Genomic DNA, 16,369 nt, shown 5'->3' with positions numbered 1-16,369 from the left:
TAACAAATAGAAAGAGAATTTATACCGTTCCATTGTTAAGTTTTATAAAACTAATTTTCCCTTAAATTCCTGTCTAATAATTTGTTTTTATATATTTCGCTATTTATAAGTTTTTGTGGATTATTTTGTATAGCTTTAAGAATTTTCTCTTGTTGCTCTTTAGATAATTGCTCTTGGGCCTTTCTACTTTCATTCATATAGTCAATTACGTCTCCCATAACTGGACTTTTAACCTTTTGATTTTTCACCTCAAACTTCCCTTTACCAACATTTACATAAGTATTTTCCCAATTTTCAATACTTGATTTTTCTAATATAGTACAATTAATATCCCAGAAAGATTGGATATTACATAATAACCATACCTAGACAGGCTAACCGAACCCTCCATTTGCTTGATGGGTAAAAAACCGAAAAATGAAACCACCAATTTTTTTAGAAAAGGCTATGTTAATTTTTAATGTAGATTTTTGTTAATTTTAAAATAGACTTGACTCAACAATTGTAGAATCAAGTCTGTTTCATTTTCCATATTGCGTGAACTGACTCCTAAAAATGTGTTTAATCATAACCAATTTTTTACGTAAGCAACTAACCCGAAGAAAGCACCTATTCCTGCCCCAAAAAACAAGATAACAGATATAGGTATTTCTGAAATATTTTTTGTGATGTTCCATTTGTTGCTTTTACCAATCATAAAAATCCCTCCTCTCTCAACAACTATAACAATTTATACGTTCTTAATGAGTGATAAGTTTCGCTAATTGGAAATAAACAACTTTCAACTATCATTTTCCTAATAGAAGCATTATCACTTCTATGTTAACGCTCATGAGCCGATTATTCCAAGAGACGTATTTGAAGCTGTACAACATCAGATGAAATTACGTTCAAAAACAATCCCTGCTCCAAAACGGCACCTATTTACGAATATGGCCTATTGCGCTGATTGCGGCAAAGGCATGCGGTATCGCTCAAATCGTAAAGGTTATGTGTGCGGTGGATATGCCAGATTCGGCAATAAAGCTTGCAGCAGCCATGTCATCAAAGAGGAAGTGCTTAAACAAACCATCATTCATGACATCCAGTCTCTCATGCAGCAAATTGATAAGGAATATTATTTAAAACAACTCGAAGAAAAGGAAAAACAATCTCAACTTTCCGTTCAAAAGAAACTGGATAAAATAAATAAGCAAATTGACGCTTTAAAAGCACGGAAACGCAAATATATCGAGCTACTCGCCGATGAAAAAATCACCCAATAGGATTATCAAGATATGCTTGAGGCAAATAGCAAAGAAATCAATGAGCTTGTTGTTTCAAAAAAAGAACTTGAATCTTTGTTATCAAGCCATAAAGTTGTCGAGAACATCCAAAAGTTGAAACAGGAATTGGCCCAATTTTTAAACTTTGATGAATTAACACCGGAAATTCTGCATCGTCTCATTGATCGTATTGAAATTAAAGCCGATGGAACTCCAAAAATTTTTTATCGATTCTCCGCTCCAAAAATTGAATAAAGCAGGAAACAAAAGCGTTTCCTGCTTAATTTTTTCTCAAAACGATCTGCGATACACACTCCACATGCGTCGTATGCGGGAACATATCCACTGGCTGAACTTCGAGCGTTTTGTAGCCGCCGTCTTCGAGGATGCGTAAGTCGCGGGCGAGCGTCGCCGGGTTACAAGAGACATAAACAACGCGTTTTGGTTTCATGGCGATGATCGTTTCTAATAGCGAAGCGTCGCAGCCTTTTCGAGGCGGGTCGACGACGATACAGTCGGCTTGGATGCCTTGTTCGTACCACTGTGGAATGACGGTTTCGGATTCGCCAACCGCAAATTCGACGTTATGAATGTTGTTTAGATCGGCATTTCTTTTGGCGTCTTCAATGGCTTCAGGAACGATTTCGACACCGTATACTTTTTTCGCTTTTTGAGCTAAAAAGAGCGAAATCGTACCGATGCCACAATACGCATCGATGACTGTTTCTTCCCCAGTTAGGTCCGCATATTCCAACGCTTTTTCGTAAAGTACTTTTGTTTGTTCTGGGTTTACTTGATAGAATGAACGGGCGGATATTGCAAATTTGATATTACCGATGTAGTCGTAAATGTATTCCGTCCCCCATAATACCTTCGTTTGTTCTCCTAAAATGACGTTTGTCCGCTTTGGATTGACGTTTTGAATAATCGATTTGACGTTTGGAATGTTCTCCACAATTTCTTGAACAATTTTCTTTTTAAACGGTAAGTCGTCGGTTCGAGTGACTAGAACAACCATGACGTCCTTCGTTGTGTGTCCATAACGAGCCATAATGTGGCGAATCGTTCCTTTATGCGTTTTCTCGTTGTACGCTGGAATCCCATACTTTTCACAAATCTTTTTTACTGTTTGTACCACGACATCGTTCATTTCTTGCTGGATCAAACATGCTTCCATATCGATAATGTCGTGCGAACGTTTTTGATAAAACCCAGCGACAAGTCCCCCTTCTCTTTCCCCAACAGGGACTTGAGCTTTATTTCGATATCGCCACGGATCGTTCATGCCTAGCACTGGATGAACAACGACGTCTTCAATTTTGCCGATACGCTGTAACACTTCTCGCACGTGCTTTTCCTTCGCTTTCAGTTGTCCGTCATACGACAAGTGCTGTAATTGACAACCACCACATTGTTTGTAGATGGAGCATGATGGCTCCATTCGCTCTGGGCTCGGTTCATATAATTCGATGAGTCGACCATATCCGTACCCTTTGTTCACTTTTACGACTTTCACTTTCGCTTTTTCACCAGGCAGACCGTTCGGAACAAATAACGGGTACCCATCCACTTTCGCGACACCATTTCCATCGTGGGTTAAGTCTTCAAATGTGACATCGTAATATTCATTCTTTTTCACAGGTGCAACCATATCTTTTGGCATCGTGATAACCTTCCTTTTTTAATCAAACGTTTGTTTACTTTCTCTAGTGGTTGAAAACGGTGTGAACTCTTGTTTTTTCGAACTAAATAAACGTTTGTTTAAAATCGACCATATTGTAACATAACGGACGCCTAAAGGCGAAGGAACAGTTGATTCATAAAATAGACCTTTCTGAACAAATCAGAAAGGCCTCATAAGCTATTCTGTAACACGGTCTTCTGGTCGGATTTGGTCGATTGGGACAAACACTTCGAGATGACGGTATAAGTTTTCAAATTCAGCTGGAAGTAGTCCGCCGAATTCGCCGTCAATATTAAGCTGTACTTTTTCTTTTGAATACACTTTAATATGGTTCGCTTTCGTGTAAATGACGTGCGGATCATTGATATGTTCGCCGCGAATGGCGGATGAGGCAATCCGAATAAATTCCGCTAAGTTCGTTTTCTTTAAAATTAATAACGAGAACAAGCCGTCGTTAATCGACGCATCCGGAGCTAATTTTTCAAAACCGCCGACTGAGTTTGTTAAGCCGACGAGGAACAGCATCACTTCGCCTTCATAAAGCTTGCCATCATACTCAATCGTCACTTCGGTCGCTCGAATGGACGGCAGCATTTCAATTCCTTTTAAATAATAAGCGAGTTGACCGAGCATCGTTTTTAACTTACTCGGTACTTCATACGTTAGTTCCGTTAAGCGTCCGCCCCCGGCGATATTAATAAAATACCGGTCATTCATGCGTCCAATATCCACAGGGATGGTGTCGCCTTTAACGATAATATCCGTTGCTGCCTCAATATCACGCGGAATGTGGAGCGCTCGTGCAAAATCGTTAGTCGTGCCGACAGGAATGACCCCTAATTTCGGACGATAGTCTTGTTCGGCTAGACCATTGACCACTTCATTGATTGTTCCATCTCCTCCGGCAGCAATAACAATATCATAGCGACGCTCCACGGCAATTTTCGCTGCCTTCGTTGCGTCCCCCGCTCCAGTCGTAGCATGGGCAGACGTCTCGTAACCGGCTTGTTCTAACTTTTGGAGAACATCTGGCAGATGCTTTTTAAACAACTCACGGCCTGACGTTGGATTATATATAATTCGCGCTCTTTTCATACCCCATCATCCTATTCTCGTGCTTATTCCACTTTATACATATTACAAAATTCTTCCATCATCATCAATTTTTTTGAAAATTTCACGCTAAAAACAGGAAAAACTGGCTAATGCCAGCTTCAACAACCTATATCATCATTCTTTATTTTTCCCTACCCTATCATACCTCTTTTTGTGAAAAAAATCTATTGTCATACTCTATTGTATGAGAGGGTTGTTCATTTTATGAAAGGCTATGTTATCATTGTTAATTTTTAGCAAGTTGTTCACACGGCGGCGACTCCAGCAGGAACAAGAAGCCGCAAGACCCTTACTTGAGCGTAGCGAGGGAAGCGGCTTGCACCTTCCCGCGGAAAGCGTCCGCCACAAGCGTAATGTATAAATATCAACAGTATCGCTTAACAGAGTCTTATGAAAAAACAACCGTATGAAGTGAGAGCGTCCGTGCTAAGATAAATGTTTGAACATAAAGGGAAGGCAAGAGGTTTATCGTTCGACTATCTCACTTCATCTTGAATTAAAATTCTGCTTTTTTACTCTTCTACTTTTTAACAATTGTACTTCAAATCTAAAACATTACATAATTTCCGAGTCACATTGGCACTTTAGTGATTGATGAAAGTACGGAAGACGGCAGTATAAAGGTTTTTTTCTCATTTGAAGTTGGTGATATCTCCATCCATTTCGATTAATGTCATCCATTTTTCGTTCATATTCTTTCATATACGAATACAAATTAAACATTTAAAACCCTCCTTCCTTCCAATGTCTTCTCACTTGTATCTTATTACCAGCGCTCTTTTGTCGCACCGGTGAATAGAAGGAAGAAAGGCTACTGCTTTCGATTGAAATTCCACTTTAGTAAAATCATCCTTAAACTGATGACAGTCCATCTCTTGGCCCCTTTTTAGAATAAAAAGGCGTCCCTTTAAAAAGAGGACACCTTTAAAAGCTATTCCACTTGGTCTGGAACCAAATACTAATATTCAGAAAAATTTTGAATTGTCGCTGCTACATTTGTATTCTTAAAAATCCCACTACGTTCAGATAAAATGGTGGTAAAGGATGTTTGTCATTGTTACGTATGACATATTTATATCCCACTAAGTTTAGATAAAACCCTATTTTTTAGAAAAGCTCTAATAATAATGCTAGTATCCAAAATTAAGGTTTGCTGCACTTTTTTGAATTAGTCAGGATAATCCTTTTAGCAACATTCTCGTACTTGATAATTACTTTCGTTTCTACTTTACCATAAAATACTACTTCTAACATAGTAGAAAACAGTAATTTGAAGAGATGCTTGTCATCAACGTTTAGGATGTTCCACTTTTAATAAGCCAAACACAATAAAATGATTTGTCGGCTGATATAGAATGGAAAAAGTATATCCATTAGCTCCTATAGGAATTACTATTAAAAAGGCTGACCCATAAGTGTCCGAGCTCACGTCAGTTCTACTGCATTGTGAGGTTGAACACTTTGATTTTGGGTCAGCTTTCTTTATGATTATCGCTTATTCATTTCCTCAATAAGTAGCTTGTTTACCATTGGCGGGTTTGCTTGGCCTTTTGTGGCTTTCATGACTTGTCCGACTAGGAAGCCAAGGGCACGGTCTTTTCCGTTTTTGAAGTCTTCGATCGATTGTGGGTTCGCATCCAATACTTCAAGAACGATTTTGCGAAGAGCGCCTTCGTCGGAAATTTGGACGAGACCTTTTTCTTTAACGATTGTTTCTGGGTCGCCGCCTTTTTCCACAAGCTCTTTAAACACTTTCTTCGCAATTTTAGACGAAATCGTGCCTTTTTCAATCAGCTTAATAAGCCCTGCTAAGCTTTCTGGTGTTAAGGCGATTTCGTGAAGCTCTTTTTGCTCCGCGTTTAAGTATGCAGATACTTCACCCATGAGCCAGTTCGATGCTTGTTTCGGATCGGCTCCTTTTTCGACCGTTGCTTCAAAGAAATCGGACATTTCTTTTGTCAGTGTTAAAATTTTCGCGTCATACGCTGGTAAGCCAAGCTCTTCGATGTAACGTTTTTGACGTTGGTCTGGAAGTTCTGGAATTTCGGCACGAACGCGTTCTTTCCATTCGTCGTCAATGTGAAGCGCCACTAAATCTGGCTCTGGGAAGTAGCGATAGTCTTCGCTTCCTTCTTTCACACGCATTAAAATCGTTTTACCAGTTGCTTCGTCAAAGCGGCGTGTTTCTTGGCGAATGACGCCACCGGATAATAAAATTTGTTCTTGGCGTTTTTGCTCGTATTCTAATCCTTTACGAACAAAGTTAAAGGAGTTTAAGTTTTTTAATTCGGTTTTTGTACCGAATGTTTCTTGACCGATTGGGCGAAGGGAGATGTTCGCGTCACAGCGAAGGGATCCTTCTTCCATCTTACAATCGGACACACCCGTATATTGAATAATCGATTTTAATTTTTCTAAGTACGCGTACGCTTCTTCAGGTGTACGGATGTCTGGCTCGGAGACGATCTCGATGAGCGGTGTTCCTTGACGGTTAAAGTCAACAAGAGAATATCCTTCGCCAGAGTGTGTTAATTTACCCGCATCTTCTTCCAAATGAAGGCGCGTAATGCCGATTCTCTTTTTCTTTCCGTTCACCTCGATCTCGATCCAACCGTTTTTACCAATTGGTTGGTCGTATTGAGAGATTTGGTACGCTTTCGGGTTATCTGGATAGAAATAGTTTTTACGGTCGAATTTCGTATCCGTTGCGATTTCACAGTTGAGCGCCATCGCTGCTTTCATCGCGTACTCCACCGCTTTTTTATTTAACACTGGCAACACGCCAGGATAACCAAGGTCGATTACGTTTGTATTGGTGTTAGGTTCCGCTCCGAAATGGGCTGGAGCTGGTGAGAAAATTTTCGACTCAGTTTTTAACTCGACGTGGACTTCAAGTCCGATGACCGTTTCAAAGTTCATTCGTTTTCACCCCTTACAGCTCTGGTTTTTGTTTATGGTAGTCAGTCGCTTGCTCAAACGCATGAGCTACACGATATACCGTGCTTTCGTCGAAGTGCTTACCGATAATTTGTAAGCCTAATGGTAATCCGTTTGCAAAGCCGCATGGAACCGAAATCCCTGGAACTCCCGCTAAGTTCACTGGGATCGTTAAAATATCGTTCGCGTACATCGTTAATGGATCATCGATTTTTTCGCCAATTTTGAACGCTGGTGTTGGCGTGGTTGGACCAATAATGACATCGTATTTTTCAAATACGTCTTCAAAGTCTTTTTTAATGAGGGTACGTACTTGCTGCGCTTTTTTATAGTAAGCATCATAGTAACCAGAGCTTAATGCAAACGTACCAAGCATAATCCGACGTTTCACTTCATCGCCGAATCCTTCTGCACGAGTTTTCTTGTAAAGGTCGATTAAGTTTTCTGCATCTTTTGCTCGGTAACCGTATCGAATACCGTCAAAGCGAGCTAAGTTCGCAGACGCTTCCGATGATGCTAATAAGTAATATGTAGCTACACCGTATTTCGAATGTGGAAGCGATACCTCTTCCCAAGTTGCTCCAAGTCCTTCTAACACTTTTAACGCGTTTAATACCGCTTGACGAGCCTCTTCGCTAACCCCTTCACCAAGGTATTCTTTTGGTACGGCAATTTTTAAACCTTTAATATCACCAGTTAATGCACTGACGTAATCAGGCACGTCAATGTTTGCAGAAGTGGAATCGTTCGGGTCGAGTCCAGCAATTGCTTGAAGTAAGTAGGCGTTATCTTCAACGGTACGAGTAATCGGTCCGATTTGGTCTAAAGAAGAAGCAAAAGCGACAAGTCCGAAACGAGATACGCGTCCGTATGTAGGTTTTAAACCAACGACACCACAGAAAGCTGCTGGTTGGCGGATGGAACCACCTGTGTCGGAACCTAGGGCAAACGGAACTTCTCCCGCAGCCACCGCTGCAGCTGATCCTCCGGAAGAACCACCTGGTACCGTTTCTAAATTCCAAGGGTTATGTGTTTTATGGAAGCCAGAGTTTTCCGTGGAGGAACCCATAGCGAATTCGTCCATGTTTAACTTACCGATTGTAATCGTTTCGGCTTCATGGAGTTTATTCATTACCGTAGCATCGTAAATCGGGTCAAAGTTTTCTAAAATTTTACTTGCACAAGTCGTGCGTAACCCTTTTGTCACGATGTTATCTTTAATACCGATTGGCATACCGAACAGCAAACCTTTAGGCTCGTCGGTTGCTAATTTTTCATCTAATTGCTTCGCTTTTTCGCGTGCGCGTTCTTCGTCTAACGTAAGAAACGCCTTTACTTTATCTTCTACTTCATGAATGCGTTTATATGATTCATCGACTAAGTCAGATACGGAGATTTCTTTTTTGACTAAGCGTTCATGAAGCTCTGAAACTTTATAATCGAAAAGAGACATCCAGTTTCCCTCCTTACTCTAAAACTGATGGAACCTTTATTTGGCCATCTTGATGGTCTGGTGCGTTCTTTAATACTTCTTCACGTGGTAAACCTGGTTGTGGTACGTCTTCACGCATCACGTTTTTCATATCAAGCACGTGAGAAGTTGGTGGAACATTGGTTGTATCTAATTCATTTAATTGCTCAGCAAACGTAATGATCGCATCTAGCTGTTGCTGGAACTTCGCAGCTTCTTCTTCCGTAATTGCTAAGCGCGCAAGATGGGCGACGTGTTTTACTTGGTCTAATGAAATTCTGGACATGTGCTTCACCTCCGATTTTGGTTCGAACAATAACAATATTATTGATAATATCAAAACAACGCGCTTGTAGGCAATAAACCTTCCCTTCCATCATTGCCATAACCATGTTTATTTTATCACATGTGTACATAGATTGGATGAACGAATCGTTCATGCTTGAACAAGAGAATGAGCATATTTTATTTAGAGTTCTCCCAGCTGTTATTTGCAGTTGGCACCGAATTTTTTGCAGTTTCTACATCAGCTTTTGCACTTTTCACCGTTTCTTTTGCAGTTTCTACATCGGCTTTTGCACTTTTCACCGTTTCTTTTGCAGTTTCTACATCGGCTTTTGCACTTTTCACCGTTTCTTTTGCGGTTTCTTCGTCGGCTTTTGCACTTTTCACCGTTTCTTTTGTAGTTTCTACATCGGCTTTTGCACTTTTCACCGTTTCTTTTGCAGTTTCTACATCGGCTTTTTGCACTTTCTGTTACTTGGTTCAATTTCGGCATTGTGCTTGTCCTTTACACGACCTGGTTTGCACTTCCGGACATTGTGCTTGCACTTCCACACCCGGTTTACACTTTCGGACATTTGGCTTGCACTTCCACACCCGGTTTGCACTTGCGGCCATTGTGCTTGCATCCACACCCGGTTTGCACTTTCGGACATTTGGCTTGCACTTTCCGCCACCTGGCTTGCACTTTCGGACATTTGGCTTGCACTTCCACACCCGGTTTACACTTTCGGACATTTGGCTTGCACTTTCGGACATTTGGCTTGCACTTTCGGACATTTGGCTTGCACTTTCGGACATTTGGCTTGCACTTTCCGCCACCTGGCTTGCACTTTCGGACATTTGGCTTGCACTTCCACACCCGGTTTGATACTTTCGGACATTTGGCTTGCACTTTCCACCACCTGGCTTGCACTTTCCGCCACCTGGCTTGCACTTTCGGACATTTGGCTTGTACTTCCCGCCACCCGGTTTACAGTTTTCTATTCCAAATACAAAAAGCCCTTCGATTTGAAAAATCAAAGGGCTTTTGTCATCTTAATGAACTTAGACTTCTACAAATTGCTCTTCTTCAGTAGAGCCTTTCAGAGCCGTTGTCGATGAAGTGCCACCCGAAATGACCATCGATACTTCATCAAAATAGCCAGTTCCAACTTCACGCTGATGCTTCGTTGCCGTGTAACCGTATTTTTCGCTCGCAAATTCGGCTTGCTGTAATTCGGAGTAGGCAGCCATCCCTTGTTCTTTGTATTTGCGGGCTAATTCGAACATGCTGTAGTTGAGAGCATGGAATCCTGCAAGAGTAACAAATTGGAATTTGTAGCCCATCTTTCCGAGTTCTTGTTGGAATTTAGCAATCGTTTCGTCGTCTAATTTCTTTTTCCAGTTAAATGAAGGCGAGCAGTTATAGGCGAGCAGTTTGCCAGGGAACTTTTCATGAATCGCTTCAGCGAATGCTTTCGCTTCTTCGAGATTTGGTTCGGATGTCTCACACCAAATTAAATCGGCATATGGCGCGTATGCTAATCCACGGGCAATCGCTTGGTCTAAGCCAGCTTTTGTGCGGTAAAAGCCTTCTGGTGTCCGCTCACCCGTAATAAATGGCGCATCGTATGGGTCAATATCGCTCGTAATTAAGCTAGCAGCATTTGCATCCGTGCGGGCAATTAATACGGTTGGAACTCCCATTACATCCGCAGCGAGACGTGCCGAAATTAAGTTTTTCACCGCTGTTTGTGTCGGAAGCAACACTTTTCCGCCGAGATGCCCACATTTTTTCTCCGAAGATAGTTGGTCTTCAAAATGAACACCGGCCGCTCCTGCTTCAATCATCGCTTTCATTAATTCAAAGACGTTTAATTGTCCGCCAAACCCAGCTTCTGCATCTGCAACAATTGGCGCGAACCAATCAACGGAATTATCCCCTTCTAAATGGTGAATTTGATCAGCACGCTGCAACGCTTGGTTAATACGCTTCACAACGTGAGGAACACTGTTTGCCGGATACAAGCTTTGGTCCGGATACATTTGCCCAGCTAAGTTTGCATCGGCTGCAACTTGCCATCCGCTTAAATAAATGGCTTTAAGACCTGCTTTGACTTGCTGCACCGCCTGATTTCCTGTTAACGCTCCAAGGGCATTAATGTAATCTTCTTCATGAAGCAGCTTCCACAGTTTTTCCGCTCCTCTTTTCGCGAGCGTATATTCAATATCAATGGACCCCCGTAATTTGATCACATCTTCTGCTGTATACGGACGCGTAATTCCTTTCCACCGTTCTTCCATCTCCCATTGTTCTTGTAATTTTTGAATACGTTCGTCTTTCATCGTTCATTCTCCCTTCAATTTTCATATTTTTATAGTTAAAAATGGGTTTATGATACGTATTTCATGGTGTAGTGATCTATTGGTGAAGATTGAATGCAGTTCTGAGGAGTGTATTGTAGGAATTATCAGTTTATTTACCAAAGCAGCACTTTACTTGCTCGAAATCACAATTTTTTCTTCTGCCCCCCGTGAAAGGAACTTCCAACCTCTATTTACTAGGCTCATCTTTTATAAAATTTCGTAACCTGGTATTGTTAAAAAGTCGACAAATTCATCATTTAAAATGAGTTCGTCAAACAGTTTACTCGCCTCTTCAAAGCGCCCTTTTTCATACGCTTCATCGCCAATTTCTTGCCGAATCTTTGCAAGTTCTTCTTCTTTCCATTGCTGGTACAGTTCTTTCGTTACTTTTCGTCCATCATTGAGCGTTCCTTTTGGATGGCGAATCCATTGCCAAAGTTGAGCCCGAGAGATTTCTGCTGTTGCCGCATCTTCCATTAAGTTGTGAATCGGTACGGCCCCTCTTCCAGAAAGCCAAGCGGCAATATAACGAATTCCAACATCAATATTTAAACGAACGCCTTGTTCGGTAATTTCGCCCTTAGGTACTTCAAGTAAGTCTTCCTCTGTTACTTCTAAGTCTTCCAGCCGTTTCGTCCTGATTTGGTTAGGCTCTTTCATTTCTTTATTAAATACATCCATCGCCACAGGAACTAAGGCCGGATGGGCGACCCATGTGCCGTCGTGACCATCACGTGCTTCCCGCTCTTTATCCAAACGTACCTTTTCAAAAGCGATGCGATTTTTTTCTTCATCCCCTTTAACCGGAATTTGGGCGGCCATTCCCCCAATCGCCGGTGCTTGCCGACGATGGCATGTTTTAATTGTTAGTAATGAGTACGCACGCATAAACGGTACGGTCATCGTCACTTGCGAACGGTCTGGTAATAACACATCTGGTTGATTGCGCAATTTCTTTAAGTAACTAAAAATATAGTCCCAGCGACCACAGTTAAGTCCGGCAGAATGTTCTTTTAGTTCGTACAAGATTTCGTCCATTTCAAAAGCCGCCATAATCGTTTCAATCAGCACCGTCGCTTTGATCGTACCACGTGGAAGACCAATGTACTTTTGCGCATACAAAAACACATCGTTCCACCAACGAGCTTCTAGATGACTTTCTAGCTTCGGTAAGTAAAAATAAGGACCAGACCCCTTTTCTATAAGCCGGCGGGCATTATGGAAAAAGTACAATCCAAAATCTACTAAACTAGCGGATATCGGCTGTCTGTCAACGGTGATATGTTTTTCTTCTAAATGTAAGCCGCGCGGACGAACTACTAATACCGCAGGATTGTCATTGAGTTTGTACACTTTCCCTTGCTCGTTCGTAAACGAAATCGTCCCCTCAACGGCATCACGTAAGTTTACTTGCCCTTGGATAATGTTTGACCATGTTGGTGATGTCGCATCTTCAAAACAAGCCATAAACACTTTGGCCCCAGAGTTAAGAGCATTTATAATCATTTTTCGGTCAACTGGACCGGTAATTTCCACTCGTCGATCTTTTAAATCTTCAGGTAACGGTGAAATCACCCAATCGCTTTTTCGAATTGACTCTGTTTCTGGTAAAAACCGTGGAAGCTCTCCTCGATCGATGGCCTCTTGTCGTTCCTTTCGCCGTTGTAACAGTTCTTTTCTTTGTGGACCAAATCGACGTTCCAGTTGTTCGATAAATTGCAGCGCCTCATCTGTTAAAATACTTTCATAACGTGCTTTATTGTCTGCTTCAATATGAATACCTGCCGTTTCCGATAATTTCATAACTCCACCCCTTTGCCTTTGTTATAAAACAGATTTATTAAATTTATTAGTATTATATAACAGAACAACAAAAAGTGAAATAATTTTTCAGAATTTTCGTTCGACAAATTCTGCGTGTCCTATAGTTTAAGAGAAAAGACACCTTTGATATACCAGTTTTACTCGTAAGTAATTGCACGGACGGTACTAGAAAGAGCCGAATTTCTATAAGGAGCAAATAGAATACGCTAACAGAATAGCCAGTTTTGAATTTCCATCCATTTAACCATTTAAATTTTAGGCTATGTTATATTGTTGATTTTTAGCAAGTTATTCACACGGCGGCGATCCCAGCGGGAACAAGAAGCCGCAAGACCCTTACTTGAGCGTAGCGAGGGAAGCGGCTTGCACCTTGCCCGCGGAAAGCGTCCGCCTGTAGCGAAATGAATAATATCAACAGTATCGTTTAACAGACACCCATGCCAATATAAAATTGGCACATGATATTTGAAATAACAGCAAAAGTTATCCGGGTAGAGCCAAATTTTAAAATATAAAAAAACGCTTGGACAGTTAAAAAACTATCCAAGCGTTATTTCATTATGCTTTTGCTTTTTCAAATTCTTCTTGGATTTCTTCCGAAGGTGCTTCTGTTAGTAAGCTGAAAATAATGATCGCTAGTGTACATACAATGAATCCTGGAACAATTTCATATAGGTCATATAAGCCGCCTTCAAGCTGTTTCCAAATCACAACGGTGGCCGAACCTGATACTAATCCTGCTAGTGCCCCCCAGCGATTCATCCGCTTCCAGAATAGGGATAAAATAATGACAGGTCCAAAGGCCGCTCCGAATCCACCCCAAGCATAGCTGACAAGGTCAAGGACGGAGCTGTCTGGGTTGCTCGCTAACACAATCGCAATTAACGCAATAACAACTACCGAAATCCGTCCAACCCATACTAATTCTTTTTCGGATGCATTTTTTCGGAAAATCGCTTTATAAAAGTCTTCAGCAATCGCACTAGAAGATACGAGTAACTGTGAGTCAATCGTACTCATAATTGCTGATAAAATCGCGGCTAGTAAAATACCAGCTACCCATGGTTGAAATAGCACTTGAGTAAAGTCCATAAAGACGGTTTCTGCGTCTGCTAATGGCTTGTCAGCAAAATAGGCGATACCGGCAAAACCAGTAAATACAGCTCCTAATAAACCGAAAATCATCCACACCATACCGATTAAACGAGCCGTTGGCACATCTTTTTTAGACTTTAGTGCCATAAAGCGAGTAATAATGTGCGGTTGACCAAAGTAACCTAATCCCCAAGCCATGGACGAAATAATTCCCATTGCTGTCATACCTGCAAAAACGTCTAACGCTTCTGGATTCACGGAAGCTACTTTTTCCACTACAACTCCAAATCCACCAAGCTCCACAATGGCAGCTATCGGAACAATGAGGAGAGCCGCAAACATTAATAATCCTTGGAAAAAGTCGGTCCAGCTTACCGCTAGAAACCCACCTAAAAATGTATAAGAAATAATGACGATCGCACCAATCCAAAGAGCGGCTGTGTAATCAAGACCAAACGAGTTTTCGAATAATTTTCCTCCCGCAACCATTCCGGAAGAGGTATAGAACGTAAAGAATAATAAAATAACAAAGGCAGAAATAATTCGTATTAATTTTGAATCATCACGGAAACGGTTTTCGAGATAATCAGGAATCGTTAGTGAATTTTTCGCTACTTCCGTATACGTACGAAGACGCTTCGCAACAAACTGCCAGTTTAGATAGGCACCAAGGGAAAGACCGATACAGATCCAAATCGAATTTAATCCAGCTGCATACGCTGCCCCAGGCAGTCCTAACAGCAACCAACCACTCATATCTGATGCCCCAGCGCTTAACGCGGCAACTCCAGGGCCGAGACTACGTCCACCAAGAATATAATCAGATAAGTTCGAAGTCATTCGATAAAACCATAAACCGATGGCCAACATAGCGGCTAAATAAACAATAAATGTGACAAGCGTTGCTGTTGACATCATACCCTATTGTTCGCTCCTTTCCGTGAAGTACGTCACGACACTAAGCAAAATAATGCCTAGCATTGGGCCAAACACCCAAAATAACGTAGATGCTGATAACATCTTCCCACCCCCATGAATATTTTGTAAACCCTTGTTTATTGAGTTCCAATATTTTGCATAAAATTTGTATATTCAACCTTTCGATTGAAAGGGTTTACAACATCGATATTACAGAATTTTAAATCTAATTTTATTCATTGTATACTAGTAAAATAATATATAATTATTCAATTACTCTTATATTATAATCGAAATCGGAATGAATAAAAATATTTTGTTAGCATTTTCGAAAAAATTTTTTGTAACTTTTTAATTTTACAGTATTTTTATAAAAATTCAAAATTATTGAACTGAATATAAATTGTTTATCTTATACTTAACCTCTAGGTAGAGAAATTGTTTGTAAAAGTTTCATATAGGGCACGTATTGAGGAAACTTGTTCGCTAAGGAGTTGGAAAGTGCTTAGTATTCGATAGGAATGTGTTTTACACAAAAGGGACAGCCCTCGTACAAAGACTGTCCCTATCAAACCTTGATTAAAGCATTTCCGAAGTTGTCTTCGCTTGCATGTGTAAGATTAAGTAGTCTGGGCCACCGGCTTTGGAGTCTGTACCGGACATGTTGAAGCCACCGAACGGTTGGTAACCAACGATGGCACCTGTACAACCGCGGTTGAAGTAAAGGTTTCCGACATGGAAGTCTTCACGTGCTTTTTCGATGTTTGCACGGTTGTTGGAGATTACTGCTCCTGTTAAGCCGTATTCGGTGTTGTTCGCAATGTCAATCGCATGGTCGAAGTCTTTCGCTTTTGTAAAGGCCACGACTGGTCCGAAAATTTCTTCTTGCATGATGCGCGCCTCAGGATCCACATCCGCAAAGACCGTTGGCTGGATAAAGTAACCTTTTGAGTCGTCCCCTTCGCCACCTGTCATGAGTTTGCCTTCTTGTTTTCCGATTTCAATGTAGTTCATGATTTTGTTGAAGGCGCTTTGGTCGATGACTGGACCCATGAATGTGCTTTGTTCTGCTGGGTTTCCGACTTTTAGTTCTTTTGTTAATTCGACGACGCGGTTTAATACTTGATCGTACACGTCTTCGACGATGACCGCACGAGAGCATGCGGAACATTTTTGTCCAGAGAAGCCAAACGCTGACGCTACGATGGATTGAGCTGCTAATTCTAGATCCGCGTCTTTGTCGACAACGATTGTGTCTTTTCCGCCCATTTCCGCAATAACGCGTTTTAACCAAATTTGGCCTGGGTTCACTTTCGCTGCACGCTCGTAAATGCGAATACCAACATCACGAGAACCGGTGAAACTGATGAAACGAGTTTTCGGATGATCCACTAAGTAGTCCCCGACTTCCGCCCCGCTACCTGGGAT

Annotated in this window: 17 protein-coding genes; 2 read left to right on the top strand and 15 right to left on the bottom strand. The window is 41.3% G+C overall.

What is annotated here, in order from left to right; translation table 11 throughout:
- Positions 1-50 precede the first annotated feature (50 nt).
- Both ABES52_RS07320 and ABES52_RS07315 read right to left on the bottom strand, forming a co-directional pair.
- Entirely contained in the window at positions 51-248 is a 198-nt protein-coding gene (locus ABES52_RS07320) for a hypothetical protein (RefSeq protein WP_429650419.1), read from the bottom strand.
- A gap of 317 nt (positions 249-565) precedes the next feature.
- Positions 566-697 carry a hypothetical protein gene (locus tag ABES52_RS07315; RefSeq protein WP_281255458.1) on the bottom strand — a complete coding sequence of 44 codons (132 nt, stop codon included), beginning with the start codon at positions 695-697 and terminating at the stop codon, positions 566-568.
- 181 nt (positions 698-878) lie between these two features.
- On the opposite strand from ABES52_RS07315, the gene ABES52_RS07310 reads away from it, so the two are divergent.
- Positions 879-1,265 (top strand): recombinase zinc ribbon domain-containing protein, encoded by a 387-nt coding sequence (locus ABES52_RS07310; protein ID WP_429650417.1) that lies wholly within the window; start codon positions 879-881, stop codon positions 1,263-1,265.
- A gap of 12 nt (positions 1,266-1,277) precedes the next feature.
- Entirely contained in the window at positions 1,278-1,520 is a 243-nt protein-coding gene (locus ABES52_RS07305; protein WP_429650415.1) for a DUF4368 domain-containing protein, read from the top strand.
- A gap of 25 nt (positions 1,521-1,545) precedes the next feature.
- Here the strand turns inward: ABES52_RS07305 and rlmD are convergent, their stop codons facing one another.
- The 13 genes from rlmD to ABES52_RS07240 all read right to left on the bottom strand — a co-directional run.
- Entirely contained in the window at positions 1,546-2,916 is a 1,371-nt protein-coding gene (gene rlmD, locus ABES52_RS07300; RefSeq protein WP_429650477.1) for a 23S rRNA (uracil(1939)-C(5))-methyltransferase RlmD, read from the bottom strand.
- 210 nt (positions 2,917-3,126) lie between these two features.
- Positions 3,127-4,044, bottom strand: a complete 918-nt coding sequence (locus tag ABES52_RS07295) for a diacylglycerol kinase (RefSeq protein WP_429650413.1) — start codon at positions 4,042-4,044, stop codon at positions 3,127-3,129.
- Positions 4,045-4,620: 576 nt separating this feature from the next.
- On the bottom strand, positions 4,621-4,788 hold the full coding sequence (locus ABES52_RS07290; protein ID WP_429650411.1) for a hypothetical protein: 168 nt from the start codon (positions 4,786-4,788) through the stop codon (positions 4,621-4,623).
- A 765-nt stretch (positions 4,789-5,553) separates the two neighbouring features.
- The gene (gene gatB / locus ABES52_RS07285) at positions 5,554-6,984 is read right to left on the bottom strand and encodes an Asp-tRNA(Asn)/Glu-tRNA(Gln) amidotransferase subunit GatB (protein ID WP_429650409.1); all 1,431 of its coding nucleotides are present in this window, start codon (positions 6,982-6,984) and stop codon (positions 5,554-5,556) included.
- 13 nt (positions 6,985-6,997) lie between these two features.
- Positions 6,998-8,455 carry an Asp-tRNA(Asn)/Glu-tRNA(Gln) amidotransferase subunit GatA gene (gatA, locus tag ABES52_RS07280; RefSeq protein WP_429650407.1) on the bottom strand — a complete coding sequence of 486 codons (1,458 nt, stop codon included), beginning with the start codon at positions 8,453-8,455 and terminating at the stop codon, positions 6,998-7,000.
- Between the two features lie 13 nt (positions 8,456-8,468).
- A complete protein-coding gene (gene gatC / locus ABES52_RS07275) occupies positions 8,469-8,759 on the bottom strand; it encodes an Asp-tRNA(Asn)/Glu-tRNA(Gln) amidotransferase subunit GatC (protein WP_429650405.1) in 291 nt (96 codons plus the stop codon).
- A gap of 179 nt (positions 8,760-8,938) precedes the next feature.
- Positions 8,939-9,223: a TolC family protein gene (locus tag ABES52_RS07270; RefSeq protein WP_429650403.1), complete on the bottom strand. Its 285-nt coding sequence runs from the start codon at positions 9,221-9,223 to the stop codon at positions 8,939-8,941.
- The gene (locus ABES52_RS07265) at positions 9,205-9,453 is read right to left on the bottom strand and encodes a hypothetical protein (protein ID WP_429650401.1); all 249 of its coding nucleotides are present in this window, start codon (positions 9,451-9,453) and stop codon (positions 9,205-9,207) included. The genes ABES52_RS07270 and ABES52_RS07265 overlap by 19 nt, the downstream gene beginning before the upstream one ends.
- A gap of 24 nt (positions 9,454-9,477) precedes the next feature.
- Positions 9,478-9,702 (bottom strand): hypothetical protein, encoded by a 225-nt coding sequence (locus tag ABES52_RS07260; protein ID WP_429650400.1) that lies wholly within the window; start codon positions 9,700-9,702, stop codon positions 9,478-9,480.
- Between the two features lie 100 nt (positions 9,703-9,802).
- Positions 9,803-11,083 carry an isocitrate lyase gene (aceA, locus tag ABES52_RS07255; RefSeq protein WP_429650398.1) on the bottom strand — a complete coding sequence of 427 codons (1,281 nt, stop codon included), beginning with the start codon at positions 11,081-11,083 and terminating at the stop codon, positions 9,803-9,805.
- 228 nt (positions 11,084-11,311) lie between these two features.
- A complete protein-coding gene (gene aceB, locus ABES52_RS07250) occupies positions 11,312-12,907 on the bottom strand; it encodes a malate synthase A (RefSeq protein WP_429650396.1) in 1,596 nt (531 codons plus the stop codon).
- A 579-nt stretch (positions 12,908-13,486) separates the two neighbouring features.
- Positions 13,487-14,938: a sodium/proline symporter PutP gene (gene putP / locus ABES52_RS07245; RefSeq protein WP_429650475.1), complete on the bottom strand. Its 1,452-nt coding sequence runs from the start codon at positions 14,936-14,938 to the stop codon at positions 13,487-13,489.
- Between the two features lie 582 nt (positions 14,939-15,520).
- Positions 15,521-16,369 (bottom strand): aldehyde dehydrogenase family protein (locus tag ABES52_RS07240; protein ID WP_429650394.1); only part of this gene is annotated, 849 nt, incomplete at its 5' end.

The sequence above is a fragment of the Aeribacillus pallidus genome, assembly GCF_050478865.1.
Lineage (GTDB): Bacteria > Bacillota > Bacilli > Bacillales > JACDOC01 > JACDOC01.
The sequence above is the reverse complement of the archived record's forward strand: the minus strand, read 5'-3'. Positions and strand labels throughout refer to the sequence as shown.